This window comes from Deltaproteobacteria bacterium (assembly GCA_016709225.1).
GTDB lineage: Bacteria > Myxococcota_A > Polyangia > Nannocystales > Nannocystaceae > Xiheibacterium > Xiheibacterium phototrophicum.
This window is the reverse complement of sequence record JADJEE010000002.1, coordinates 586310-611891: the sequence shown is the minus strand read 5'-3', so window position 1 is coordinate 611891 and position 25582 is coordinate 586310. Positions and strand designations below refer to the sequence as shown.

General features: G+C 71.5%; 18 protein-coding genes. 10 read left to right on the top strand and 8 right to left on the bottom strand.

Features of this window, described 5'->3' with window-relative positions; genetic code table 11:
* Position 1: 1 nt before the first annotated feature.
* Positions 2–886: a hypothetical protein gene (locus tag IPH07_16815; protein MBK6919059.1), complete on the bottom strand. Its 885-nt coding sequence runs from the start codon at positions 884–886 to the stop codon at positions 2–4.
* 132 nt (positions 887–1018) lie between these two features.
* Here IPH07_16815 and IPH07_16810 point away from each other — a divergent pair, with 132 nt between their 5' ends.
* From IPH07_16810 to IPH07_16800, 3 genes are all read left to right on the top strand, one after another.
* The gene (locus IPH07_16810; GenBank protein MBK6919058.1) at positions 1019–2266 is read left to right on the top strand and encodes a permease; all 1248 of its coding nucleotides are present in this window, start codon (positions 1019–1021) and stop codon (positions 2264–2266) included.
* The gene (locus tag IPH07_16805) at positions 2263–3957 is read left to right on the top strand and encodes a glutamine--tRNA ligase/YqeY domain fusion protein (protein MBK6919057.1); all 1695 of its coding nucleotides are present in this window, start codon (positions 2263–2265) and stop codon (positions 3955–3957) included. The genes IPH07_16810 and IPH07_16805 overlap by 4 nt, the downstream gene beginning before the upstream one ends.
* 92 nt (positions 3958–4049) lie before the next feature.
* Positions 4050–4607: a hypothetical protein gene (locus IPH07_16800; GenBank protein ID MBK6919056.1), complete on the top strand. Its 558-nt coding sequence runs from the start codon at positions 4050–4052 to the stop codon at positions 4605–4607.
* 28 nt (positions 4608–4635) lie between these two features.
* On the opposite strand, the gene IPH07_16795 is transcribed toward IPH07_16800, so the two are convergent.
* Positions 4636–6039 carry an ABC transporter substrate-binding protein gene (locus IPH07_16795; protein MBK6919055.1) on the bottom strand — a complete coding sequence of 468 codons (1404 nt, stop codon included), beginning with the start codon at positions 6037–6039 and terminating at the stop codon, positions 4636–4638.
* Positions 6040–6126: 87 nt separating this feature from the next.
* Between IPH07_16795 and IPH07_16790 the strand changes: the two genes are divergently transcribed.
* From IPH07_16790 to IPH07_16775, 4 genes are all read left to right on the top strand, one after another.
* Positions 6127–7269, top strand: coding sequence for an acyl-CoA dehydrogenase family protein (locus IPH07_16790; GenBank protein MBK6919054.1), 1143 nt, complete (start codon positions 6127–6129; stop codon positions 7267–7269).
* Positions 7270–7315: 46 nt separating this feature from the next.
* Entirely contained in the window at positions 7316–8509 is a 1194-nt protein-coding gene (locus IPH07_16785) for an aminotransferase class V-fold PLP-dependent enzyme (GenBank protein MBK6919053.1), read from the top strand.
* A gap of 266 nt (positions 8510–8775) precedes the next feature.
* Positions 8776–9201, top strand: coding sequence for a hypothetical protein (locus IPH07_16780; GenBank protein MBK6919052.1), 426 nt, complete (start codon positions 8776–8778; stop codon positions 9199–9201).
* A gap of 255 nt (positions 9202–9456) precedes the next feature.
* Positions 9457–10965, top strand: a complete 1509-nt coding sequence (locus tag IPH07_16775; GenBank protein ID MBK6919051.1) for a sigma 54-interacting transcriptional regulator — start codon at positions 9457–9459, stop codon at positions 10963–10965.
* A gap of 58 nt (positions 10966–11023) precedes the next feature.
* On the opposite strand, the gene IPH07_16770 is transcribed toward IPH07_16775, so the two are convergent.
* The 6 genes from IPH07_16770 to IPH07_16745 all read right to left on the bottom strand — a co-directional run bounded on the left by IPH07_16770 (position 11024) and on the right by IPH07_16745 (position 22791).
* Positions 11024–11491 (bottom strand): hypothetical protein, encoded by a 468-nt coding sequence (locus IPH07_16770; GenBank protein MBK6919050.1) that lies wholly within the window; start codon positions 11489–11491, stop codon positions 11024–11026.
* A 141-nt stretch (positions 11492–11632) separates the two neighbouring features.
* Positions 11633–12565 carry an endonuclease/exonuclease/phosphatase family protein gene (locus tag IPH07_16765; protein MBK6919049.1) on the bottom strand — a complete coding sequence of 311 codons (933 nt, stop codon included), beginning with the start codon at positions 12563–12565 and terminating at the stop codon, positions 11633–11635.
* Positions 12517–15183, bottom strand: coding sequence for a hypothetical protein (locus IPH07_16760; GenBank protein ID MBK6919048.1), 2667 nt, complete (start codon positions 15181–15183; stop codon positions 12517–12519). The genes IPH07_16765 and IPH07_16760 overlap by 49 nt, the downstream gene beginning before the upstream one ends.
* 198 nt (positions 15184–15381) lie before the next feature.
* Positions 15382–17019, bottom strand: coding sequence for a chaperonin GroEL (groL, locus tag IPH07_16755; protein ID MBK6919047.1), 1638 nt, complete (start codon positions 17017–17019; stop codon positions 15382–15384).
* A gap of 33 nt (positions 17020–17052) precedes the next feature.
* Positions 17053–17343 carry a co-chaperone GroES gene (groES, locus tag IPH07_16750; GenBank protein MBK6919046.1) on the bottom strand — a complete coding sequence of 97 codons (291 nt, stop codon included), beginning with the start codon at positions 17341–17343 and terminating at the stop codon, positions 17053–17055.
* 369 nt (positions 17344–17712) lie between these two features.
* A complete protein-coding gene (locus IPH07_16745) occupies positions 17713–22791 on the bottom strand; it encodes a C39 family peptidase (GenBank protein ID MBK6919045.1) in 5079 nt (1692 codons plus the stop codon).
* A gap of 322 nt (positions 22792–23113) precedes the next feature.
* On the opposite strand from IPH07_16745, the gene IPH07_16740 reads away from it, so the two are divergent.
* The 3 genes from IPH07_16740 to IPH07_16730 all read left to right on the top strand — a co-directional run bounded on the left by IPH07_16740 (position 23114) and on the right by IPH07_16730 (position 25569).
* Complete coding sequence (locus tag IPH07_16740; protein ID MBK6919044.1) at positions 23114–23689, top strand: hypothetical protein; 576 nt, start codon at positions 23114–23116, stop codon at positions 23687–23689.
* 2 nt (positions 23690–23691) lie between these two features.
* Complete coding sequence (locus tag IPH07_16735) at positions 23692–24309, top strand: hypothetical protein (protein ID MBK6919043.1); 618 nt, start codon at positions 23692–23694, stop codon at positions 24307–24309.
* 105 nt (positions 24310–24414) lie between these two features.
* Complete coding sequence (locus IPH07_16730) at positions 24415–25569, top strand: hypothetical protein (protein ID MBK6919042.1); 1155 nt, start codon at positions 24415–24417, stop codon at positions 25567–25569.
* The last annotated feature ends 13 nt before the right edge of the window (positions 25570–25582 follow it).

Below are 25582 nucleotides of genomic sequence, written 5' to 3'. Positions count from 1 at the left end.
ATCACGCCGCGGCGCAGGCACCGACGCCCATCGGTGCGGCCTGGAGCGCGGTGCAGGCGGTGTCCGCTGGACAGGTCTGCTCGCTCAGATCGCACAGCGTCGCGCAGCAACCCGCGCCATCGCAGTCGGCCACCGCTTCGGCGGGCAGACACGCGAGGCCGTCGCCGCAACCGACGCGGAGATCACAGGGGCTGCCCACGGTCCCGATGACGCCGAGATCGATGGCGAGGCACAACGGGCCGAAGTCACTGCCGGTCGAGATCGTGCACGCGGTTCCGGCCGCGCAGGTCGGTGCGAGCGGATCGCAGCTCGGCACGCAGGCGGTGACGCTGGTGCCGTGCATGGCGTAGCACGTGAGCTCGGGATCGCTGCACGATGGCTCGTCCTCGGTGCCGCCGCACTGCTGCACGCAGACGCCCGCGCCGGTGGCGACGTCCACGGCCCAGCAGTACGCGCCCAGCTCGCAGTCGTCGACGCCGGTCCATGGCCCGTCCTGCGCCGTGCATGGCTCGCCGGCGAGGTGGGGGCGCGCGGTGACCTCGCTGCAGCGCGCGTCGGAGCAGCCGCCGAAGGTGCCATCGCCGTTGGCGGACCACGGCACGCACTTCTCTCCTGCCGGACAGTCCTGCGTCCAGACATCGCACTGCGAGATGGTGCAGCCACCGTCCGGGTGCATCCCGAAGGTGGTGGTCCCGACCGTCGGATCGACGGTGTCGTCGCTGCCCGACGCTCCGCTGCTGTCGACCGCGCCGCCCGTGCTGCCGGTTGCGCTCGCACCGGTGGAGCCGCCGCCCGTGCTGGCGGTGCTCGACGAACCGTCGCCGACGGGGGCGTTCGTACCGCAGGCGGTCAACAGGAGGACGGTCGCGGAGCGCAGCCAGGCCATGGGCGGAGTATCGCCCATGCGTCGCGGCCGCGTGAGGGGCGGCGACGCCGACCCGGATCGGGCCCGAGCGCGCAGCCACGAGGGCTTTGCGCTCGCACCGACGCCCGCGCTGCGCTATGCCAGGGACGCAAGGTGGCGATGTTTCTCGCGCAGCTGTGGTCGGTCATGCTCGCGCTCGCGCCGTGGCTGCTGCTCGGCGCTGCGCTCGCGGGCGTGCTGCACGTGTTGCTGCCGCCGGACTTCGTGCGTCGTCATCTCCACGGCGGCGCTGGCGTGTGGAAGGCGGTCGCGCTGGGGGTCCCGCTGCCGCTGTGTTCGTGCGGCGTGATCCCAGCGGCGATGGGTCTGCGCCGCGACGGCGCCAGCCGGGGCGCGTCGATCGGGTTCCTGGTCGCGACGCCGCAGACCGGCGTCGACTCGGTGCTGGTCTCGGCGAGCCTGCTGGGCTGGCCGTTCGCACTGTGGAAGGTCGGCGCAGCGCTGGTCACCGGCGTGGTTGCGGGCGTGGCGGTCGATCGCTTCGATCCCGAGGGCGCGCCGCCGCGCGCGGGCGCCGACGCGGCGGTGCCCCACGCTCGACGGGGCGTCGCCGCGGCGCTGCACCACGGGGTCGAGATCGTGCGCACGATCTGGCGCTGGCTGGTGTTCGGCGTGGTGGCGTCGGCGCTCATCGGCACGTTCGTGCCGCCGTCGTCGTTGGCTGCGATCGCGGGCTGGCCGGGCCCGCTGACGGTGCTCGCGACGCTGGCGATCGCGGTGCCGTTGTACGTGTGCGCCACCGCGTCGGTGCCGATCGCGGCGATGTTGGTGGCCGGCGGCTTCCCGCCGGGCGCCGCGCTGGTGCTGCTGATGGCCGGCCCGGCGACCAACATCGCGACCATCGGTGCGGTCGCCACGGGCTTCGGCCGGCGCACGCTGGCGATCTACCTCGGCACGATCGTCGTGGGCAGCGTGCTGTTGGCGTGGGGCTTCGACGCGGTGCTGAGCGAGCGCGCGGTGCAGCACGTGCACGCCCACATGCACGGCGACGGCGCGTGGTGGGAGCAGTCCGCGGCGGTCGTGCTCACGCTGGCGCTGGCTTGGTTCGCGCTCGAGGATCTCCGGCGCGCGTGGGCGCGGCGGGCACCGGCGCCTGCACCCGAGGTGCCGAGCATCGCGGTCGGCGTGGTCGGCATGCACTGCGAGGGCTGCGTGGCGCACCTCGAGCAGACCCTGCGCGGCGCGCCCGGTGTGCAGGCCTGCGAGGTCACGCTCGAGCCTGGCCGCGCGGTCGTGCGGGGCGACGTCGATCTCGCGACCGTGCACGCGCTGGTGCGCAAGGCTGGCTACACGGTCGACGCCGCCGCCGTTTCCGATGCGGTATCGTCCGCCGGAGCATGAGCGACGACGCGACCCCCCCGAACTTCCTGCGCGAGCTGATCGCGGCCGACGTCGCGGCCGGCAAGCACGGCGGACGCGTGATGACCCGCTTCCCGCCGGAGCCCAACGGCTACCTGCACGTCGGCCACGCCAAGGCCATCTGCGTGAACTTCGGGCTCGCCCAGGAGTTCGGCGGCCTGTGCAACCTCCGCTTCGACGACACCAACCCCGCACGCGAGGAGGTCGAGTACGTCGAGGCAATCCGCAAGGACATCGAGTGGCTCGGCTTCGAGTGGGGCGAGCGCGAGTACTTCGCGTCGGGCTACTTCGAGCAGCTGTACCAGTGGGCCCTGCAGCTCATCGACGAGGGCCTGGCCTACGTCGACAGCCAGAGCGCCGAGCAGATCCGCGAGGGTCGCGGCAACTTCTACAACAAGGGCACCGACAGTCCGTTTCGCGATCGCAGCGTGGCCGAGAACCGCGCGCTGTTCGAGCAGATGCGCGCCGGCGCGTTCGAGGAGGGGGCGTGCGTGCTGCGGGCCAAGATCGACATGGCCCACCCCAACCTCAACATGCGCGACCCGCCGATGTACCGCATCAAGCACGCGCATCACCACCGCACCGGCGACCGGTGGTGCATCTATCCGATGTACGACTACGCGCACGGGCTGTCCGACGCGATCGAGGGCGTGACGCACTCGATGTGCACGCTCGAGTTCGAGGATCACCGCCCGCTCTACGACTGGTTCATCGAGGCGCTCGCGCTGGAGCACCGGCCACAGCAGATCGAGTTCGCCAAGCTCAACTTCTCGTACATCGTGCTGTCGAAGCGGCGACTGCTGCAGCTGGTGCAGGAGCAGCTGGTCGACGGTTGGGATGACCCGCGCATGCCGACCATCTCGGGCCTGCGTCGCCGCGGCGTGACGCCCGAGGCCATCCGCAACATCGCCGAGCGCGTGGGCGTGTCGAAGCGCGACGGTGTCGTGGACATCACGCTGTTCGAGCACGAGATCCGCGAGCACCTCGGCACCATCGCCGCGCGGCGCATGGCGGTGCTGCGCCCGCTCAAGCTCGTGATCGAGAACTACCCCGACGACGGCGAGGACTGGTTCGAGGCGCCCAACCACCCCGAGCGGCCCGAGCTCGGCACGCGCAAGGTCCCGTTCGCGCGCGAGATCTACATCGAGCAAGACGACTTCCGCGAGGTCCCGCCCAAGAAGTGGTACCGCTTCGCCCCCGGCCAGGAGGTGCGGCTGCGCTACGCGTGCCTGGTGACGTGCCGCGAGGTGATCAAGGACGACGCGGGCAACGTCGTCGAGCTGCGCTGCACCTGGGACCCCGAGTCGCGCGGCGGCAACTCCCCCGATGGCCGCAAGGTCCGCGGTACCTCGCACTGGGTGAGCGCGCGCCACGGCGTGCGCGCGACCGTGCGGCTCTACGATCGGCTCTACACCGTGCCCGATCCGTTGGGCGTGGAGGGCCGCGAGTGGAAGGAGTTCCTCAACCCCGACTCGGTCACACGCATCGAAGACGCAGTGCTCGAGCCGGCGTTGGCCGCGGCGGCGCCCGGTGAGCGGTTCCAGTTCGAGCGGGTGGGGTACTTCTGCGCCGACCTCGACAGCCGCGCCGACGCACCGCTGTTCAATCGCACGATCGAGCTCAAGGACAGCTGGGCCAAGCTCGAGACCCGCGAGGGCAAGCCCGGCGCCTAGTACTAGTCGTGCTGGCGAGCGGCGGGCGGGGTTGTCACCGACGGGTGCATGCGTTCGTAGCGGTGCACGCACCCTGAAAGGACGAACCCACCATGCTCCGTCGCACCGCCCTCTGTCTGTTGCTGGCCGGCACCGCGCTGGCCTGCGATTCCGATCCCACCGAGCCCGTGAAGGGCCGCGAGGCCCTCGCGCCGCTGGTCGGCCGCACCATCGAGCTGACCCTCGCCGCCGACGCGGTGGAGCCCGCGCTCGTCGATGCGATCGCCAAGCACGTGGAGGTCGCCACCGGTGCCGAGTCGATCCGCGTGCGGGTCGAGCACGCCGACGACGGCACGCCCGCGTCGCTGACGATCGACGCCTGGGGTCGCACCACGACGACCGACGAGGCCATCGCCGCGGGCCTGCGGGGGCGCTTTGCGCAGCTGGCCACCAGCGCCATCGCGATCTCGCCGGCCGTCGCCGTCGCGCCCGAGGATCGTCTGCCGGCCTTCGCCGTCGATCCCGACGAGGACGCCGACGCGGCGCGGACCCGGCTCACCGAGGAGCTGCGCGCGCAGGGTGTGGCTGGTGAGATCGACGTCGCGGTCGAGGACGACGAGGAGGGCCGTCGCGAGGTCCGCGTGCAGGTCCGCGACGAGCGTCACGAGTAGCGGCAGAGCCTGCTCGGCTCGGACGCCGCTAGCCGCCGTCGAGATCGAGCGCGGCGAAGTCGGGGAGGGGGCCGGCCTCGGGGTCGTAGCCCTTCACGTGCCAGCCGTGCACGATCACGCGCGCGCCGTGCATGAGCGGCACCAGCGGGACCTCGCTCGCGACGCGGGCGAGCACCTCGTCGACCGCCGAGCTGGCGCCGCCGCGGGCGGTCAGGAGCGCGTCGTCGGTGGCGGCGTCGCGCCACCGCGCGAAGTTGCTGGCGACGCCCGGCGAGGCGCCCGTGCCGAGGATGCAGCCCGAGCCGACCGTCGACGACAGATAGTCGATCGGGTCGGCGGTGTCGGCGATCCAGCCGCCCAGCACGAGGTCGTAGTCGCCGCGATCGAGCCGTTCGTTGTAGTCCTCGCTGTCGCTCGAGACGATGGTATCGACCCGCACGCCGACGTCGCGCAGCTGCTGTACCAACGACGCGGCCACGGCATCGGGCCGCGGGAGATACGGCCGCGGGCCCCACACCCGCACCATCCGCAGGGGCGGCGGCGCACCGCGCTCGCGGATCGCCGCGGCCGCAGCTGCGGGATCGTGGCGAAGTCCGTCGTTGCCGCGACCGAGCGCCGGCGGCAGCAGACAGCGCGCGACGAAGGCCGCCGGGTTGGCGTAGCACAGCTCGGTCAGGCGATAGCGATCGATGGCCAGCGCGAGCGCGCGACGCAGCTCGACGTCGGCGAGCCGACCGCGCTCGGTGTTGAAGGCCAGGAACGCGGTGCTCATGCCGGCCTGGAACAGCTTGCGCACGTTCTTCAGCGCAGCGACGTCGTCGCGCGCCAGCGCGAGCGTGAAGTCGATCTCGCCGGCCTCGAGCGCGGCGAGCAGCTCGACCGGACGCCCGTCGGCACCGGCCGCGAAGTAGCGCACCACCACGCGCGGGATCGCGGCGCGCGTGCGGGCGTGGGGGTTCGCCTCCAGCTGGACGCCGTCGTCGGCGGTGGCCGCGATCGCGTACGGACCGGTGCCGATGGGGCCGCGGGGCGTCGGCTTGGCCACCCGCATGCCGATGCCCGAGAGCACGTCCTCGGCGCGGTGGGTCCACGACATCGACTTGAGCAGCAGCCGCGTGCCGCTGAACGAGGCCTCGATGCCGTACGGGACCAGCATCGGGGACAACGACGACACCACGTCGGCGGGCGTCATCGCGCTGCCGTCGGAGAAGCGGACGTCGTCGCGCAGCTCGATCACGACCGCATTGCTGCCGGGCAGTCGCTGCGGCATCGCGCTGGCCAAGCGCGGCTCGACGCGGTCGCGCTGGCGGACGAACAACGGCTCGTAGACCTGCGCGAGCACGAGGTGCCCCGTGAAATCGTGTGCGCGGTGGGGATCGAGCGACGCGATCGGGGTCAGCGTCCCCACCCGCAGCGCCTTGGCGTCGCCCATCGCCGACAGCATACCGCGCCTGCCCGGTGTCGGCGTTCGCGAGCGGGCCCCCGGCACTGGGGCACGCGACGTACACTGCGGCGCAGGATGTCCGCCCGCGCGCCGTACTACACCGAGGATCACGATCGCCTTCGCGAGTCCGTCCGCCGCTTCGTCCAGCGCGAGATCGCACCGCACATCGATGCATGGGACGAGGCCTGCGAGTTCCCGCGGGGGCTCTACGCGGCGGCCGGTGAGCTCGGTCTGCTCGGCCTCGGCTTCCCCGAGGAGCTCGGCGGCACGCCTTGCGACCCGTTCCACCGCATCGTCGTCACCGAGGAGCTCGCGCGCGCCGGCTCGGGCGGCCTGGTCGCCGGGCTCATGAGCCACGGGATCGCGTTGCCGCCGATCGTCGCGCTCGGGAGCGATTCGCTGAAGCGGCGCGTGGTCCCGCCGGTGCTCGCCGGCCAAGCGATCGCCGCGCTCGCGATCACCGAGCCCGACGGCGGATCGGACGTCGCGAGCCTGCGGACCAGCGCGCGACGTGAGGGCGACCACTTCATCGTCAACGGCAGCAAGACCTTCATCACCTCCGGCATGCGCGCGGACTACTACACCGTCGCCGTGCGCACGGGCGGCGACGGCATGGCCGGGATCTCGCTTCTGCTGGTCGAGCGTGGGACCCCGGGCTTCACGCAGACCCCGCTGCACAAGATGGGCTGGTGGTGCTCGGACACCGCGACCTTGTACTTCGAGGACTGCCCGGTGCCGGCGAGCAACCTCATCGGCCCCGAGCACCAGGGCTTCCTCGGCATCATGCAGAACTTCAACGGCGAGCGGCTCGCGATCGCGGCGATGGCGGTGGGCTTCGCCCAGACCTGCCTCGACGAGGCGCTGGCGTGGGCGCGCCAGCGCGTGACCTTCGGCAAGCCGCTCGTCACGCGACAGGTCATCCGCCACAAGCTGGTCGACATGGCCCAGCGCATCGAGTCGACCCGCGCGTACCTCGAGCTGATGGCGTGGCGGGTGCAGCAGGGGCAGTGGCCGATCGCGGAGGTCTGCATGCTCAAGAACGCGGCCACGCAGTGCCTCGAGTTCTGCGCGAAGGAGGCGGTGCAGATCCTCGGCGGCGCCGGCTTCATCCGCGGCTGCAAGTCCGAGCGGATCTACCGCGAGACCAAGGTGCTCTCGATCGGCGGTGGCGCCGAGGAGATCATGAAGGAGCTCGCGGCGCGACAGCTGGGCTGGTGACGCGGGCTGCAACCGCCGCGCGGCGCCTGCTATCGTCCCGCGCAGCATGCCGCGCCTGGGTGATCGCTCCTCGCATCCGTTGCTCCGTGTGCCCGTCTACGCCAACTTCGCCGGCATGTCGCCGCTGTCGGCTCCGGTGCGGGCGGCGATCGACGGGGCCATCGCCACGCTCGAAGCGCAGGGCGCCGCGGCGGGATGGGGCCTGCTGTCGGCCCGCGATGCACTGCGTGAACGCGCCGCGCGGCTGGTCGGCGTGCGCCCCGACGAGATCGGCCTGGTGCCCAACACCACCACGGGGGTGCGGGCGATCGCGTTCGGGCTGCGCTGGCGCCCCGGCGCGCGCGTGATCGGCTTCGAGGGCGAGTTCCCGGCCAACGTCACGCCGTGGCAGCAGGCCGCCGCGATGGCCGGTGGCAGCGTGACGATGTTGCCGCTGCGCCCATGGTTCGACGCGGTCGACGAGGGCCTCGCGGCGCTCGAGCGCGCGCTGGCGCAGGGGGGCGTGCTCGCGGTCGCGGTCTCGGCGGTGCAGTTCAGCAGCGGGTTGCGCATGCCGCTGGCGCGCATGGCCGAGGTGTGCCATCGCCACGGCGCACTGCTGGCGGTCGACGCGATCCAGGCCTGCGGTGTGGTGCCGATCGACTGCCAGGCCGAGGGCATCGACGCGCTCGCCTGCGGCGGCCACAAGTGGCTCGGCGGCGCGATGGGGATCGGCTTCTTGGCGATCCGCGAGCACGCGATGGCGCAGCTCGAGCCGCGGCTGGCGGGTTGGACCAGCCACGAGGACGCCGCGTCGTTCCTGCTCGCGGGTCCCGGCCACCTGCGCTACGACCGGGCCATTCGTCGGCGTGCCGACTTCGTCGAGGACGGCGGCAGTGCCATCGCGTTGGTGCCGGGGCTGGTCGCCGCGATCGACATCCTGCTCGAGCTCGGCGTGCCGGCGATCTTCGATCACGTGCAGGGTTGGATCGACGCCGCGGAGGCGCAGCTGTGCGCGTGCGGGTTCACCAGCCTCCGCGCCCGTGAACCGTCGGCGCGCTCGGGCATCCTCGGGGTCGTGCCGCCCGCGGGTGTCGACGTCGTCGCGCTCCACCAGGCGCTCGAGCGCCGCGGTGTCGCCTGTGCGATCCCCGATGGCGTGCTCCGTTTCGCGCCGCACTGGTCCAACCACACCGACGAGATCCCCGAGCTGCACGCCGTCGTCGACACCGAGACCAGGGCCTTGCGCGTTCCCACGTAGGAACCGGGTGGCCGTTCGCGGCACATTGCGATCGCCACCCCTGCCCAACTGGCGCCGCGGCTTGCTCAAGTCGAGCAATGGCCCCCGTGTGCAGGATCGAAGTCGTTGGAATCCTTGGGCTCCGGTGTCGGCGCCGCGCTTGCTCATGCAGGGGAGCGAGGCCGGCGAAGACGAACGACGGTGGCCGGACCGAACAACGTCAACCTCGGCGGGGCGTCACAAGACAGAGCCTCGCGCATCCAGTTGAACGACCAAGGAGAACGACGATGGCTCTCGGATTCAGTGTGTGGCTCTTCCTGCTTGGTGTGCTCGGCGCTTCCAATCTCATCATTGCGAAGAAGCCCGACGCCAAGGAACTCATTGCCAAGATCGCGCCCTACCAGGGGTGGATGGGCGCAGGCGCGGCGCTCACGGGCGTCTACTGGCTCATCATGGCGGTGCTCAACATGGGCCTGCTCGGCTCGGGCGTCGCCGGCATCATCGGCTGGGTGACCTGGGTGGCGGTTTCGCTGATCCTCGTGTCGCTGGGTCTGTTGCTCGGCGTGGGTGTCCTCAAGACCTTCATCAAGCAGCCCCAGGCGGTCGCCAAGATGGACCTGATGATCACCAAGCTCGCGCCGAAGCAGGGCGTGCTCGGTCTCATCGCGATGGGCCTGGGCGTCTGGTCGCTCGTGTCGAGCTTCATCTTCTAGTCCGCTCGTCCGCGAAGCCCCGCGTCTTGGTGGTCGCGGGGCTCCTCGTACCCGTGGCCGCCATGGTGGCGGTCACGGGTTTTTTTTCGCCGGAGCGGCGCCGAACCGCCCGCAACGCGCGGGCGTGGATGGCTGGAAGGGGCGTACGTGGCACGCAGGGAAGCCGATTCGAACCGAATGACGATCACCTTGGCGCCTGCGCTGGTCGCGTGCGGACCGGTGGTGGTGCACCGCCCCCGACGCGGCTCCCGTGGTATGGTCGGGGTCGATCCCGAGCCAGAAACGGTGGGCAAGCAGGGCGCCAATCCCCCCGAAGAGGAGGGCAAGCTCGACCGCACGACGCTGCGGCCGCAGGACATCGAGGCTGGCCTCAGCCGCGGGTACCGCTTGCTCGTCATCGGCGAGAACCAGCACACCGCGCACCGGCTGCCCCGCACCGGCGACGTGAGCCTGGGCCGTTCGGACAGCGCCGACATCCAGATGCCCGACCCGCTGATGTCGCGGGTCCACGCGGTGTTGCACGTCGGCGCGAACCTGGCCATCAGCGACCTCGGGTCGAGCAACGGCACGCTGGTCCGCGGCAGTCGCATCCCCGCCAACGAGCGGGTGCCGATCTCGGTCGGCGACACCATCGAGGTCGGCTCGACGGTGGTCATCGTGCAGCCCGAGTTCGCCCGCGGGGTTCCGCCGGCGCTCGAACGCGCAGAGGGGGCCGACCGCACCTTCACCGGCCCCGACGATCCGATGGATCGGATCTACAAGCTGGCGCGCCGCATCGCCGGCAGCAACATCAACGTGCTGCTGCTGGGCGAGACCGGCGTGGGCAAAGAGGTGATGGCGCGGACGCTGCACAGCTTCTCGCCGCGCGCCAGCAAGCCCTTCCTCGGGCTCAACTGCGCGTCGCTGTCGGAGACGCTGTTCGAGAGCGAGCTGTTCGGCTACGAGAAGGGCGCCTTCACCGGTGCGCAGCAGAACAAGCCCGGGCTCATCGAGACCGCCGACGGCGGCACGGTCTTCCTCGACGAGCTGGGCGAGATGCCGCTGTCGACCCAGGCCAAGCTGTTGCGCGTGATCGAGGAGCGCCAGGTCATGCGCGTCGGCAGCCTGCGCGCGCGCGAGGTCGACGTGCGCTTCATCGCCGCGACCAACCAGAACCTCGAGAAGGAGATCGAGCTCGGCAACTTCCGCGAGGATCTCTTCTACCGCTTGAACGGCATCTCGCTGGTGATCCCGCCGCTGCGCGAGCGCGCCGGCGAGATCCAGGGCCTCGCCCGCAGCTTCATCGCCGAGGCCTGCAAGCAGGCCGGGTTCGGCAGCCAGCCGGTGCTCTCGCGCGACTCGGTCGAGTGGATGATGAAGCACAGCTGGCCGGGCAACATCCGCGAGCTCCGCAACGCGGTGAACCGTGCGGTGCTGCTTGCGACCGGCGGCGTGATCCAGCCCGAGCACATGCGCACCGAGGCGTACTCCCCCCGTGGTGGTCGCGGCTCCGGTCGCATCCACGACGGGCGGGTCGAGCCCGCGGCGCCGGTCGCCGCCGTCGCGGCTGCACCGATCGCCGCGGTGCCGGCCGTCAGCGATCCCGACGAGGAGGAGCGTCAGCGCATCATGGCGGCGCTGGCGGCCTGCGGCGGCAACCAGACCCGCGCCGCGAAGATCCTCGGCATCGCGCGGCGGACCCTGACCAGCAAGCTCGGCAAGCTGGGCCTGCCGCGACCTCGCAAAGACCGCGAGGACGCGGACGACGACGACGACGACGAGTGACGGATGGCGCGCGTCGTCACGGACGCGCGCGAGCCCCCGCGCCACGCACGGGTGCAGCTCAGTTGGTCGTGACGCCTTCGGCGGCGAACTCGACGACATCGGCCTCGAAGGCGTCGACGTCGGCGATGAGTCCGGCCTCGATGGCGGTCACCGTCCACACGATGCGGTGGTGTGCGGGCGAGAAGCGCAGGAACACGTGGTTGACGTCCTCGTCGCCGAACAGCGGGCGCACGGCCTCGATCGCGCGGCCATGGGGCACGACGTTGCTGACGTCACAGCGCGCGGCACCATCGGCTCGGCAGCGTCGCTCGACCGCTTCGAGGTACGATGGATCGGCCGCGGCACCGCTCGGGCGCACGCGCTCGAGGGCCTCGAGCGCCCCGGGGCAGCGCACCGGCACCACGCGCTCGTCGCTGGCGTAGGCATCCGCAGCGATCTCGACGGCGAGGTGGATCGAAGCGCCAGCGGTGGCGATCGCCAGCGCCAGCAGGGATGCGCGACACTCGAGCCTGCGGAGCGGATTCATCGTGCCCGCGATCTTGGCGGGCGAGCGCGCCGCTGGCAAGGGGATCCGCCTGGGGCTCGGCCGCGGCCCCGCGGCGCGGGCGGCCCCGCGAGGTCCGTGGACTCGATGTGGTCCGCGGGCTCGGGCGCCGGCCGCCGCTCGTCACGGGAGCAGGGTGATGTCGGCGACCACCGGCAGGTGATCCGAGGCGAGCGCCGATGCGACGCACGGCACGGGATCGCCCGCGAGCGCCAGCCACTGCCCCGCGGGGGGCTCGTCGACGCCGTCGTCGCGGCACGCGTCGTAGACGATCGCGTTCACGAGCTGCGGGCCGTCCAGCCAGATGTAGTCGATGCGCACGCCGTCCGATCCCGCGCTCACACCCCAGGTGCCGATGCGGGACGAGTCCTCGTGGGTCGCGTCGATGGCGGTGAGGCCGGCGTTGGACACGGTCGTGAACGGGTCGTAGGTCATGGGCAGCGCGATGTCGCTGCCCAGACGGTACGAGCGCGGCAGTCCCACCGGCGGTGCGTCGAAGACCTGGCCCAGCGAAGGGTCGTCGGTGTTCTCGTTGAAGTCACCCATCACGACCAGCGGCTCACCGGGGTGTCGCGCGTGCATGTCGTCGATCGCCTGGCGTAGGCGCTCGAACTCGACCTGCCGCCGGAATCGATCGAGATCTTCTTGGCCGGACTTGGCGTGCACCGCCAGCAGCCCCATTGCGCAGTCGTCGATCACGATGCGCACGCCGAGGAAGTCGCGGCCGACGTCGTTGGCGTGCTGGTCGCTCGAGAGATCCTCGCCGCTGTAGGAGTCGATCCGCGAGATCGCGTGGGGGCTCATGCACGCGTTGCGTAGCTCGCCGCCGATCGCCGGTGACGGATCGGCCTGGATCGGCTCGCTCCACCCCAGCGACATCGTCAGCGCCCGCAGCGGTGCGGTCTCGCCGTCAGCCAGCTCCTCGATGCAGACCACGTCGGGCTGTAGCCGTGCGAGCACCGAGCCGAGCGCATTCCACTCGTCGCTGCCCTCGAAGCCGACCGACTTCACGTTGAAGGTCGCCACGCGCAGGCTCGCGCCGTGGCAGTCGAGCACCTCGGTGGTGCTGCTGTCGACCGAGTCGCCGCTGCCGTCCTGGGTGGACCCGGCCTGGGTGGTCGCGCTGCCGCCGGTCGTCGCGGTGCCGCTGTCGCTGCCGGTCTCGGTCGCGCTGCCCGTCGCGGGGCAGGCGGCGGCCGGCCGATCGCACGCCGAGCCGTTGGGCAGACACGCCACGCCGTGGGCAGCGACGAGGAGCACAGACCCCGTCGCGCCGAGGATCCGGAGTGCCGCAGCGATGCGCATGCGGGCGCCATCATGGGCCAACGGCGCCGCGCTGACCAGCCCGCGCCGTGCGTCGCCGGACCATCCGCCGGCGGACCATCAGCCGGCAATTGGCACGGCACCGGTCCGTGGCCGCGATCGTTGTCGGTGCGGCACTGCGTCCATGGGTGTGCGGGCATGCCGTCGTCGACGACCACCCACGCGTCCTGGCTGCCGTCGACCAACGACTGCGGCGGCGGGTCGAGCACCAGCACCAGGTCCTCGGCCTCTGCGGGGTAGAGCGATTTCGTGGTGACCTCGGTCCCGAGCAGGTTGCCGCCGGCGCTGGGATCGCCGTCGTAGAAGCCGACGACGACCCCCGCGGGCACCGCGGCGAGGCCGATGTTGCGCACGCGCGCGGTGATCCCGAATTCCTCGGGGCTGCACAGCGGCAGCACCGCAACCACGAGGTCGGGCGCTGCGAACTCGCCCTGGGGCTGCACGTTCTGGCGGAAGTTGTTGAGTCCGTCCACCAACCAGTTCGAGCTCTCGATGGGCGGGATGGTGCCGTCCTCTTCGATGTTGGTCACGTGATAGTGGTGCTGGTTCCACACTCGCCGCGTCCGCACCCAACGACCCTCGAGGTCGCCGAACACCCGCACGCCCTGCTGCTTGGAGCCGTCGGCGGGGCAGGTGATCGACGAGTAGCTGTTGGACACCGCGATGATGTCGGCGTGTCCGTCGCTGTCGACGTCGGTGATGATCGGGTACTCCCACAGCGTGCCGGTGGTGTTGCAGGTCTCGAACAGCACCGCGCCGGTCGAGCCGTCGTAGATGCGCAGGTACTGCTCGTCGCCGTAGACCACCTCGGCCTTGCCGTCGCCGTCGAAGTCGAACACCGAGCTGCCGGTCGCACGCGAGCTGCAGTCGACCGCCGGCGTGAGCCAGATGATGGTGTCGGTCGGCACCATGACGGTCGGATCCATGATGCGCTCGCCGTCGAAGACGGTGTAGCCGACGCCGGCCGCGACGCCGACGTCGGGCGTGCCGTCGCCGTTGAAGTCGGCGACCGTCGGCGGTCCACCACCGTTGCCGCCGTTGCACGGCGGCAGGCCGTCGTTGATGTCGATGCCGCCGCGGATCATCTCGACGCCCACGCCGGGCGTCCACCGCCACACGTAGAGCTCGTGGGTGGTGCGGTTGATCGCCGCGACCTCGGGCGCACCGTCGAGGTCGAAGTCGGCGATGGCATGCTGGTAGCCGGCGATGCCGACGTCGGCGAGCAACGTGCCGTCGGCCTCGAAGATGTAGCGCGGGCCCACCACCTCGAGCACGCCGTCGCCGTCCATGTCGGCGGCCGAGGTGGTCTGCTGGCCGGCGAACGCGGCCTTCTCGAGCCCGGTGGTGCCGTCGTAGATCGACGCCTCGGTGAGCACCTCGGGGAAGCCGTCCTGATCGAAGTCGGCGATCGACGGCATGAAGCAGCCGCTGGCGGTGCTGGCGACCCACAGCAGCGTGCCGTCGTGATCGAACGCCATCGCGCGACCGTCCACGCTGCAGCCGACGACCTCGTTGCCGGGGTCGCCGTCGATGTCGCCGGTGGCGATCGACAGCCCGGGGTTGAGCTGCGGCGACTGCGGGTTGACGGCCCACTTGTCGACCACCACACCCTCGACGATGGAGATCGCGTGCAGCGTGCCGTTGACGGTGTACGCCCCGCCATCGAAGGTCGCGAACACGATCTCGGGGATGTCGCGCTCGTCGACGATCATGTCGCAGTTGTCGTCGTCGAGCTGGATGACCATCGGCGCCATCATCGAGTCGCCGCCGGGCCAGTGGTACTTCACGGTCGGCTCGAAGCCGCCCTCGGGGATCACCTCGCACACGGGGAGACAGTCGATGTCGTCGCCCTCGGGCGGCGGCGTGCCGTCGGGGCACAGCGGCGGCGCTGGCAGGCACTTACCGGTCGCGAGCGCCTCGCCGCCCTGGCACATGCCCATGCCGCCGCCCATGCCCGGCTCGCCCAGCGAGTACTCGCAGTACTCGTCGTCCTCGCACTCGCTGGCGTCGATGCAGGTGGCGCCGGGCGTGACGCACTGCTGGAACGAGCACACGTCGCCGTCGCCGCAGCACACGTCGCCGCACGCCGACTCGAGCGCGCAACACAGCTCGTCGATGCACACGCCTTCACAGGTGGCCGCGCAGCCGCCCGCGGTGCTGTCCTGGCCGCCGCTGCTGGCGGCTGTGTCGCCGGTGGTGCCGGCGGTGCCCTCGCTGCTGCTGCCGATGCCCTGCGTCAGGCTACCCGCGGTCGCATCGCCGTCGTTACGGGGTGCGTCGTCGCCACCGCACGCGACGGCCGTGAGTGCGAGCGATGCAAGGACGGCGGAGATGAGTGGGCGGACACGCATGCAAGCCATGAGCTTGCGGTAGGACGCCCGTCGATGGGGAATTTCTGGGCCGCGCGCGCCGCCCTCGCACGCGCGGGCGTCGCTCGGTGCCCAACGACGCGAAAACCCCCGCGCACCTTCGCAGTGCACGGGGGTCGCATTCGAACGGGGCCTGCGCTTGCGCCTCTCGGCGCGCGGCGCAGGCTCACCGGGCGGGGACTACATGTCCATGCCGCCCATGCCGCCGCCGCCGGGGCCCGGCGCCGCGGGGGCTTCCTTCTTGGGCTTCTCGGCGATCATCGCCTCGGTGGTCAGCATCATGCCGGCCACGCTGGAGGCGTGCTCGAGCGCGGTGCGCACGACCTTCGTCGGGTCGATGACGCCGTCCTCGATCATGTCGACGTACTTGCCGGTGCGGGCGTTGAAGCCGAAGCCGCCCTTGCCGTTCTTGACCTCGTTGACCACCACGCTGGGCTCGCCGCCGGCGTTGGCGACGATCTGGCGCAGGGGCTCCTCGAGCGAGCGACGCACGATGGTCACGCCGAACTGCTGCTCGGTCGAGCCGGCCTCGAACTTCTCCAGCGCCTTCTGGGCGCGGATGAGCGCGACGCCACCGCCGGGGACGATGCCCTCCTCGACGGCCGCACGGGTCGCGTGCAGGGCGTCCTCGACGCGGGCCTTCTTCTCCTTCATCTCGACCTCGCTCGCGGCGCCGACCTTGATCACGGCCACGCCACCGACGAGCTTGGCGAGACGCTCCTGCAGCTTCTCGCGGTCGTAGTCGCTGGTGGTCTCCTCGATCTGCGCGCGGATCTGCTTCACGCGGGCCTGGATGTCGGCCTTCTTGCCGCCACCGTCGACGATGGTGCAGTTGTCCTTGTCGATGGTGATCTGCTTGGCGGTGCCGAGGTCCTTCACCGACAGGTTCTCGAGCTTCTCGCCGAGATCCTCGGTGAGGGCCTTGCCACCGGTCAGCACGGCGATGTCCTTGAGCATCTCCTTGCGGCGGTCGCCGAAGCCCGGCGCCTTGACGGCGGCCACGTGTAGGGTGCCACGCAGCTTGTTCACCACCAGCGTCGCGAGCGCCTCGCCATCGACGTCCTCGGCGAGGATCAGCAGGCTACGGCCCTGCTTGGCGACCTGCTCGAGCACCGGCAGCAGGTCCTTCATCGACGAGATCTTCTTCTCGTGCAGCAGCACGAAGCAGTCGTTGAGGTGGACCTCCATGCGCTCTTGGTCGGTGATGAAGTACGGCGAGAGGTAGCCGCGGTCGAACTGCATGCCCTCGACGACCTCGAGCTCGGTCGTGCTGGACTTGTTCTCCTCGACCGTGATCACGCCTTCCTTGCCGACCTTGCTCATCGCCTCGGCGATCAGCTTGCCGATCTCCTCGTCGCCGTTGGCCGAGATGGTGCCGACCTGGGCGATCTCGCTCTCGCCCTTGGTGGCCTTCGAGAGCTTCTTGATCGCGTCGACCGCGGTCACCACGGCGGCATCGATGCCGCGCTTGATCTCCATCGGGTCGTGACCCGCGGTGACCATCTTGATGCCCTCGCGGAACAGCGCCTGCGCGAGCACGGTGGCGGTGGTGGTGCCGTCACCCGCGATGTCCGAGGTCTTGCTGGCGACCTCCTTGACCATCTGCGCGCCCATGTTCTCGAACTTGTCCTCGAGCTCGATCTCCTTGGCGACGGTGACGCCGTCCTTGGTGACCGTGGGCGAGCCCCACGACTTCTCGATCACCACGTTGCGGCCGCGGGGCCCGAGGGTGACCTTGACCGCGTCGGCCAACACATTGACACCGCGCAGGATGGAGCTGCGGGCGATCTCATCGAAACGAACTTCTTTGGCTGCCATGACTTGGAATCTCCGGTGGGTGGGAAAGCGGGGTTACTTCTCGATGACCGCGAGGATCTCGTCCTCGCGCAGCACGATGTGCTCTTCGCCGTCGAGCTTGAGCTCGGTGCCGGCGTACTTGCCGAACAGAACCTCGTCGCCGGCCTTGACGTCGAGCGCGATGCGCTTGCCGGCGTCGTCACGCTTGCCCTCGCCGACCGCGATCACGAGGCCACGCGCGGGCTTCTCCTTGGCGGTGTCGGGGATGAACAGGCCGCCGGAGGTCTTGCTCTCTTCGGCGACGCGCTTGACGACCAGGCGGTCGTGGAGGGGACGGATCTTCATGGGTACGAGCTCCTTCGGAGGTGAGGTGGTTCGGCGGGTTCGCCTTGGCGAAGTCGACGGCGGCCAACGGCGCGGCGAGGGGGGAGAAAGGCAATGGGTCCCCACCGCGGTCTCGGGCGAAACTGCCAGAGAATCCCGCGCGTTAGCAGTCGCCCTCGGCGAGTGCCAGGCGGCGCGAGCATAGTCTTGCCGTCGGGCCGGTCAACCCCCGCCGAGCGACGAAAGTCGGGCCGGCCCCGGGCCAGGAAGTGGGCTGACTCACGGCCCTGCGGGCCGCGGGCCGGGGCCTCGATCAGCCGACGCGCGGTCGGTGTGCGGCGGCACCGACCGCTGCGCCATGACCTCCGAGGGCGTGCGGCAGCGCATTGCCTACGTGATCGCGAGCCATGCCCGCTCGTACCAGCGCAGGTGCGGCGAGGTCAGCTCGTGCCAGCGCCGGCGCATCCATACGGCCGACTCCTCGGCCTCGCGATCGAAGCGCTGGCACAGCCGCACCAGCGCCCGTCCCCGTGGCCGCTCGATCAACAGCTCCGCCAGCAGCTGCAGGGCGCGCACGCCGTGACCGTGCGCGGGAAGTCCGTGGCAGCGCACGTCCTCGATGAAGCGGTCGGTGCGGTGGGCACCGATCGAGCTCCGCAGCATCGTGCGCAGCAGCTGGTCACGGCACCCCGGCGCGGCGTGTTCGACCAACGCGAAGTGGGCGGCCGCGTAGGCGAGCTCGTAGTGCCCGGTGGCGAGGGCACACACCGCAAAGTTGTTGATCGATGCTGCCGTGGCCGACGCACGCGTGCGCCAGTCGGCGAGCCAGTCGCGGGCGCGCGCGTACTCACCCTGCTTCAGCAGCGCGTAGCCGACGGCGGCCCACGTCGCGGGGGCCGCACGCAAGCGCGTCGACTCGGTGTCCATCCACGGGTCGAGCACACCCCAGAGGGCCGCATCCGCGAGCACCTCGATGAGTCTCGCGAGCACGTGCTCGCTGCAGCCTGCGCCGGCGGGTGACATCGCCGCGAACAAGCGACGCGCGCCCGCCGAGTTGCCGCGTTCGTCGAGCGCATCGATGAGGGCGATGGCGAACGCCGGTGCCACGCCGTTGCCGGCCGCGAGCGCACGAACGACCGCGTGGGTGAGCTTGGTGAGGCGACCGGCGTCGACGTGGGCCGCGACCGCGCGGGCGGCGTGCGTCGGGTCGACGTGCGGGCGACCCCACAGCTCGCGCGTGGTGTCGCCGGCGGCCTCGATGCGTCCGCACGCGAGCTCGAGGGCGACCGCGCGCGCGAGCAGAGCCTCGGGAAGCTCGGCCAGGTCGGCGGCCCGCAGCACCGCGCGGGCGCGGTCGTGCTCGTCCGCTCGCATCGCCATGTCGAACGCGAACGCGCGCACCGTGAGGTCGTCGGGGCATCGCTCGACCAGCGCCTGCAGCTCGAGCGAGGCGCGCTCGCGCAGCGCCTCGATCTGATCGGCCACGCGAACCCGCTGCATGGCGAAGGCCGGGGCTTCGCGCAGCGCCGGCGGCAGGCGCTCGCAGTACTCCCACGCGCGCGTCCATGCACCTTCCTGCGTGGTCCAGTGCAGCAGCGCGGACCAGCCGAACGCGTAGTCGGGGCGCGCCGCGACGACGTGCTGCATCGCCGCGATGGCGCCATCGGTGTCGCCGGCCCAGTGGAGGATCGCGGCGTGCTCGCCCCGCGCGAGCACGCCGTCCTCGAGCAGCGGCTCGATCGCCGCAACGATCGCCAGCGCCGTCGTCGCATCCCCTCGCGTCCGCGCCAGCGCGATGCGCTCGAGCGCCAGCTCCCAGTCGCCGGGCGCGTGGCTGGCCGCGAGGTCCAGCAGACGCTGGATCTCGCGCATCGACGTGTTCAGCTCGGGACGCCGCAGGATCGAGATGCGCGCGTGGGCGAGTGCCGGGAGCTCGGGGTACGCCGCGCAGGCTTGCGCGAGCAGGGTCAGCGCCTGGTCGGGGCGACCTCGGTCCACGAGCAGGTGACCCCGCGTCTCGAGCAGGTCGGCGGCGGTCGGCATGCGGGCGCACGCGGCCTCGAGGATGGCGAGCGATGCATCGTGCTCGCCGTCGTCCCACGCGAGCCGAGCGCGTGCGATCGCCAGCGCCGGCGCGAACGGGGCCAGCGCGAGCGCTTCGTCGAGCAGCTCCACGGCCGCGGCAGGACGGCCCAACCGCGTCAGTCGCATCGCCGCGGTGGCCCGGACCCCGGCGTCGCCACGCAGGTCACGGCACAGCGCGATCGCGACGTCGCAGGCTTCGTCGGCGCATCCGAGTCGCTCGAGCAACGCCTGCTGCGAGAGCCGCAGTCCGCGGTGCAGTGGATGGCGCGCAGTCATGGTCTCGGCGGGCTCGCGCAACCCGGCGAGGGCGGCCTCGTCGCCGCAGGTGAGCTCGAGATCGATGCGTGCCTCGAGCAGGCACGGCGCGCCGGGGCGGCCCGGCTCCCAGCGATCGAGCGCCGCGCGTGCGCGGGCGAGTCCACCCGCCTCGGCGATCGCGACGATCACGGCGGGGGGCACCGCTTCGATGCCCGGCTCGCCACCGGCGATCGCGGCGTCGAGCATCGTCTCGATGGCGTCCAGCTGCGTGGCGCCCAGCTGCGCCGCCAGCTCCAGTCGTCGCCGCCAGTGGTGGGGCAACGCGGGGGCGGCTGCGATCGCCCGATCGAGGCATGCGGCGGCGGCGTTGGGATCGCCCCGCAGCAGTGCCAGCTCGGCGTCGATGGCATGGGTGGCCTCGTGCGTGGGCGCGAGCGCGATGCAGCGCTGCACCGCGGCCTGGAGCTCGGGCAGCCGCGGGTCGTAGCCTCGACCGCCGCGCGAGATGTCGCGCCACAGCGCTTCCGCCAGCGCGTGCGCGGCCCAGACATCGGCGGGATCGCGCTCGATGCGATCGACCAGCCGTGCGCGGTGTTCTCGGTACGAGCCGCTGGCGTCGAGCTGAGCGAGCAGGAGTCGTTCGAGGCCGGCGTCGCGCGGTGCGTCGTCGAGCCATGCGCGCGCGCGGGCGACGGCCGCCGCGCGCCCTCGCGTCTGGGCCAGCGCTTCCAGCAGCAAGCTGCGCGGGTGCAGATCGCTCGCGGCCTCCTCGACCCAGGCCTCGCACAGGTGAATCACGTGTTGTACGCGACCGCCGAGCTGCGCCACCAACGTTGCCGCGCGCAGCTCGTCGGCGGCATCGGCGTGGGCGCGCGCGTCCGCGAGTGCACGCGCAGCATCCTCGTCGCGCCCGAACTCGGCGAGGAACACGGCGGCTTCGGCTGCCAGCGCGCCGTGCCGCGGATGATCGCGGCGCGCCGCGAGCAGCGTCTCGATCGCGCGGGTCGGTTCGCCCAGCTCGCGCAGCGCCACCACGGCGCCCATCACCGGGCTGGCGTCGCCGGCCTCGTGCGCCAGCTCGACCGCGCGGGCGCCCAGCCATGCGACGGCGGTGTCGATGCGCCCCGAGCGTTGCAAGGCCCACGCGTAACGCTCCGCGTAGGCCGGGTTCGTCGGCTGCAGTGCGGCCGCGAGCCGCAGCGGCAGCAGGGCCTCGCTGGACCGTCCGCGCAGCCACGCGAGGTCGCCGAGCGCCGCATAGGCGGCCGCGCAGTGGGGCGAGCGTCGCACCGCCTCGAGCAGCTGCGCTTCGGCGAGCGACCACTGACTCGCGTCGCGCGCGAGACGAACGGCGCGCTGCACTTCGAAGATCGCGAGCGCCCGCCTGCGCCCGCCATCGGAGCGCAGCTCGGCGGGCGCGGGGGCCTCGAGGATCGCGTCGAGGATGCGGGCGTGGAGCTGCGCGTCGCGGCTGTACGCGGCTTCGTGCTCGAGCAGCGCCTGCAGTCGGAGGTTCTGCGGGTGGCGTTCGTGCAGCTCGAGGTAGGCGGCGAGCGCCAGATCATGTCGTCCGCCGCAGCTGTCGAGGCGGGCCCGCGTCGCTGGGCTCACGTGCGAGCGGATGTCGTCGCGCTCGGCGTACGCGCGGGCGGCCGATGCACCGTCGCAGTGCAGTCGTGCCTCGATCTCGACGGCCACCGTGGTGCTCGCCTCGTCGAAGAGGGCCAGCGCCGCGATCTCCTCGATGCGCGAGGCCGGCACCAGCACGCACGCGAGCGGCCCCAGCGGCGCCTCGGCCGAACGCACGGCATCGGCGAGACACTCGAAGGCACCCTCGCTCGGATCATGCCCGATGAAGGTCCGCGCAGCGGCGTCGTAGCCGACGATGGCGCACGCGTGACCCGAGACCGCGTCCTCGAACGTGATGACGAAGGGGAGCCCGCGATCGAGCAGGGCGCACGCGCTCTCCCACGTGGCCGCGAAGTAGCGCGCCTGCAGGTGGTGTCGCGTCGCCCAGTCGCGGACGCGCCACATCGCGGTGCCGCCGTAGGTGATCTCGGCGGCGATCGAGTCCATGTCGATCGCCTGCCCGAGCGCGCCGGTGCAGGTGACGATGCTCGCGGGCACGCAGGTGTCGAGCCGTTGCCGCGGGCGTGGATGGGGCAGTCGGACCCTGCGACGGTCGGTGCCCGGCTCACGAAGTCGCTCGGCGAGGGTGCGATGGAAGCTGCTGTTCGCGAGATCGGCCTGTTGCCGCATCGTCTCGAGGTCGCCGGCGACCCGCGCGGCCTCGACCCGCAGCGCCGCGAAACCGCGGTGGACCGCTGGCACGGCCAGAGGCGCCAGCGCCTCGAGCGACGCGGCCCGGCGCAGGATGTCGCGCGCGAGCGCCTGTGCCTCGTCGGGCTCGGCGTGACGCGCGGTCGCCAGGCGCAGCGCCAGGGCCAGCAAGAGGATCTCGTGCGACTGTCCGCCGCCGTCGATCCACGCGAGCAGCTGCTCGGCGGCCGCCTCGCCACGGTCGACCGCCGCCTGCGCGCCGGCCAACGAGAAGCCGGCGGCAACGAGGCCGGGGGACTGTGCCCACGCGCGCTCGGCAGCATCGACCGCTTCGTCGAAGCGATGTTGCTGCAGCAGCACCTGCGCGCGGCTACTCGCGACGTAGCCGTCGTCGAGCGAGGCGCCGGCGCGCTGCAGCAGCGCCCACGCGGTGTCGAAGTCGCGCAGCGTGCCCCGCACGACCGCCTGGTGCGCGTACCACCAGGAGGCGACCTCATCCGTCGCGCCATCGATCTCGGGCGCGCGCTCGTAGTCCAGCACGGCCCGGTACAGCCCGACCTCGGCGACGCGGATGCGACGGCGCAGCACCACCATCGGGTGTGTCGGTGCCGTGCGCTCGGCATGGCGGAGCAGCGCGCCCTCGAAGCGACCGCCGAGTCGAGCGCTCAAGCGCAGTGCGAGCAGTGTCTCGTCGAGGCCGAGGTGCACGTGGCTGCGCGGCGGCTGCTGCCACCACGTCTTCGTGCATGCGAACGCGTCCAGGGCGCGACCGGCGTCGAGCATCGCCTCGATGCGCGCGTGGAACTCGGGGGACAGGGGGGCAGCGATCGCGAGCGCAGCGTTCAAGCCCGCGGAAGCTCGGCCGCCGCCGTGACGCCGTTGCGCCGCGGGTCAGCATGCTCGCGCCTGCACGCCGAGCCCGGGGACGGCCGACCCGTTGTTCGCCCGCGCCAGAGGTACGCGCGATCGAGTTCGCGCGTTGGCAGACCCAGCCGGCGAGTGCCAACGCAGGCATCCTCCATGGCCCGGAGTCGCGGGTGCGCCCACGCGCGACGATTTCGGGCCTGGCGACTGGCGCGGGGCCGTTGGCGTTCCACAATCTTCCATGGGTCCCAGCTTTTCCGCATGATGGAAGCTGGGGTTCCTCGAGAACCACCGGAGTCTTCGGATGTCGTCGGCGGTCGCAGTTCACCATCACACGTTGGAGTCGTTCTTCTTCGAAGAGCTCGAGCAGGTGCAGGGCCGGACCGGCAAGTCGTTGCCGACCGAGGTGGAGGCCTACGTCGTGCATCTGCTGGCCGGCTACGCGCGGCGCACCGCGGACGCGGGCCGCACCAGCCGTCCGCTCGCGCTCGACTACATGGAGGCCAAGAGCCAGTCGGGCTCGGCACGCGCGTTTGCGCTGCGCACGGTCGGCGATCGAGCGCTGTACATCAGCGGCGTGGTCCCGCGCAGCCTGCATCGCGGCCCCGTGAACGTTCGCTACGTGCACGGCATCGGCGAGTCGGCCTACCGCGAGATCGCGGCGCCCGGGCCGCTGGCGGTGCTCGGCATGCTCGCGGACATGTTCGTCGACGTCGCCGAGGTCATCGGCGACGTGATCGAGCACGGCGCCCACAACGAGCCCACCGACCTGATGGCCCTGTACGAGCGCTGGCGTGCGCAGGGTGATCCGCGCGACGCCAAGCTGCTGGTACGCGCGGGCGTGCTGCTCGACACCGAGGGCTCGGACATCGAGCAGTGACGATGCAGCCGAGCAACCTCTCGCGGCTGTTCGCCGGGCTCGAGGCGCTGTACGGCGCCGACTCCGGCCTCGATCCCCACGCGTTGTTGCTGCCCTGCGAGGTCGGGGACGACGACGTCCGCGAGCGTCTGTTCGTGCACGAGGCCGACGACGGGGTGCTCGAGCTCGGGCTCGCGATCGACGGCCGCACGCTGGCGCAGCTCGAGGCGACTGCGGTCGACGATGCGCTCGCCGACGACGCGCTCGGCGACACGCTGCCGGTGCTCGAGGGCCTGAGCCACCTGGTGTACATCGCCGAGGCCGCGCGCCGCGAGCGGCCGGTCTCGGCGCTCGAGCTCGAGACCCAGGCCGAGGTCGACAAGCTCGCGATCTGCCTGCTGCACCGCTGGGACGACGCCCGCGCGCAGTTCGAGCGCCTGGTACACCGGCTCTACTACCAGTTCGAGCTGGTCGCCGAGGCGGCGCTGCATGATCGCTATCTCACCGCCAATCGCGTGGCGCTACAGTTCTCGCGGCACCTGCGGCCGGCCGTCGAGCGCGGGCGCCTGGACGAGTTGCGGCGACTGTTGCAGCGCTTCTGGCACGGCTCGATGACCGACAAGACCGCGCTCGCGGCGTAGTGCAGCCACCCGTACCGGCGACGTCTCGGCGACGTCCTGCAGCGTTGTACGTAGCCGCGCACGGATGGCTGCGAACCCGCGGGGGTGCGCGGCCAATCCCCAGCCGTGGGCAGGCACATCACGACCATCTCCACCGTCGCGCTCCTCATGGTCTCGCTCGCGTGCGGGACGAGCGTGCGAGACGACGGCGCGGCGTCGTTCGGCGGCATCACCGATGCCGGCACGGGCTCGGCCGCGGGTACCGAGGCCGGGTCGAGTCCCACCAGCGGCGTCGACGGGGGCAATGACGACGGCGGGGTCGACGGGCCCGAAGGTGGCGAGGGCCCGCTGTTCGACACCCCCGACGGTGCGACCGCGGCCGGTGAAGGTGCCGAGGGCTCCGGCTGCCACAAGGTCGATTTCCTGTTCGTGATCGACAACTCGCTGTCGATGGGCGACGAGCAGAGCAACCTCGCGGCTAGCTTCCCCGACTTCATCGCGACCATCCAGCAGCAGGTCGCGAGCGACTGGCACGTGATGGTGATCGACACCGATCCCCAGGACAAGTGGGACGAGAAGCTCGCCGAGTGCCACGACGGCGACTGTGACGGCGAAGACCCCAACGACGCGTGCGGCATCATCGAGCCCCAGGACCAGTGGACCTGCGGCGCGCTGCCCGACCCGGACCCCTGCGACGGCGCGCTCGGGGCCGGCATCGATCACGACGACGGCGTCGAGCGGGGTGCGTGCGGTCTGGCCGGTGGCCGGCGGTGGTTCGACACCACGCAGCCCGACCCCGAGGCCGCATTCGCGTGTGTCGCCAATCTCTACAGCGGCAACAGCCCCGAGCTGACCATGGCCGGCACGCTCACCGCGGTGTCGGAGCCGCTGGTCGGGGCCGGCGGCTGCAACGAGGGCTTCCTGCGCGACGACGCGGTGCTGGTGGTGACCTTCATCAGCGACGAGGAGGACGCGGGCGACTCACCCGGAGATCCGATGTCCTGGTACGCGGACCTGCTCGCCCGCAAGGGTGGCAATCAGAGCGCCATCGTGGTGCTCGGACTGCTCGGCGACACCAGCTTGCCCGGCGCCGTGTGTCCGCCCGACAGCGTGCCGGGCTCCAACGGCGGCGAGTACTCGCCGCGGCTGATCGACTTCGTCGATGCGTGGGGCGACCGCGGCCTGTGGGGCAGCGTCTGCGCGCCCGACTACGGGCCGTTCTTCGAGCAGGCCGTGGGGCTCATCGACACCGCCTGCGACGAGTTCGAGCCCGAGGGCTAGATCGCGCGGGCGC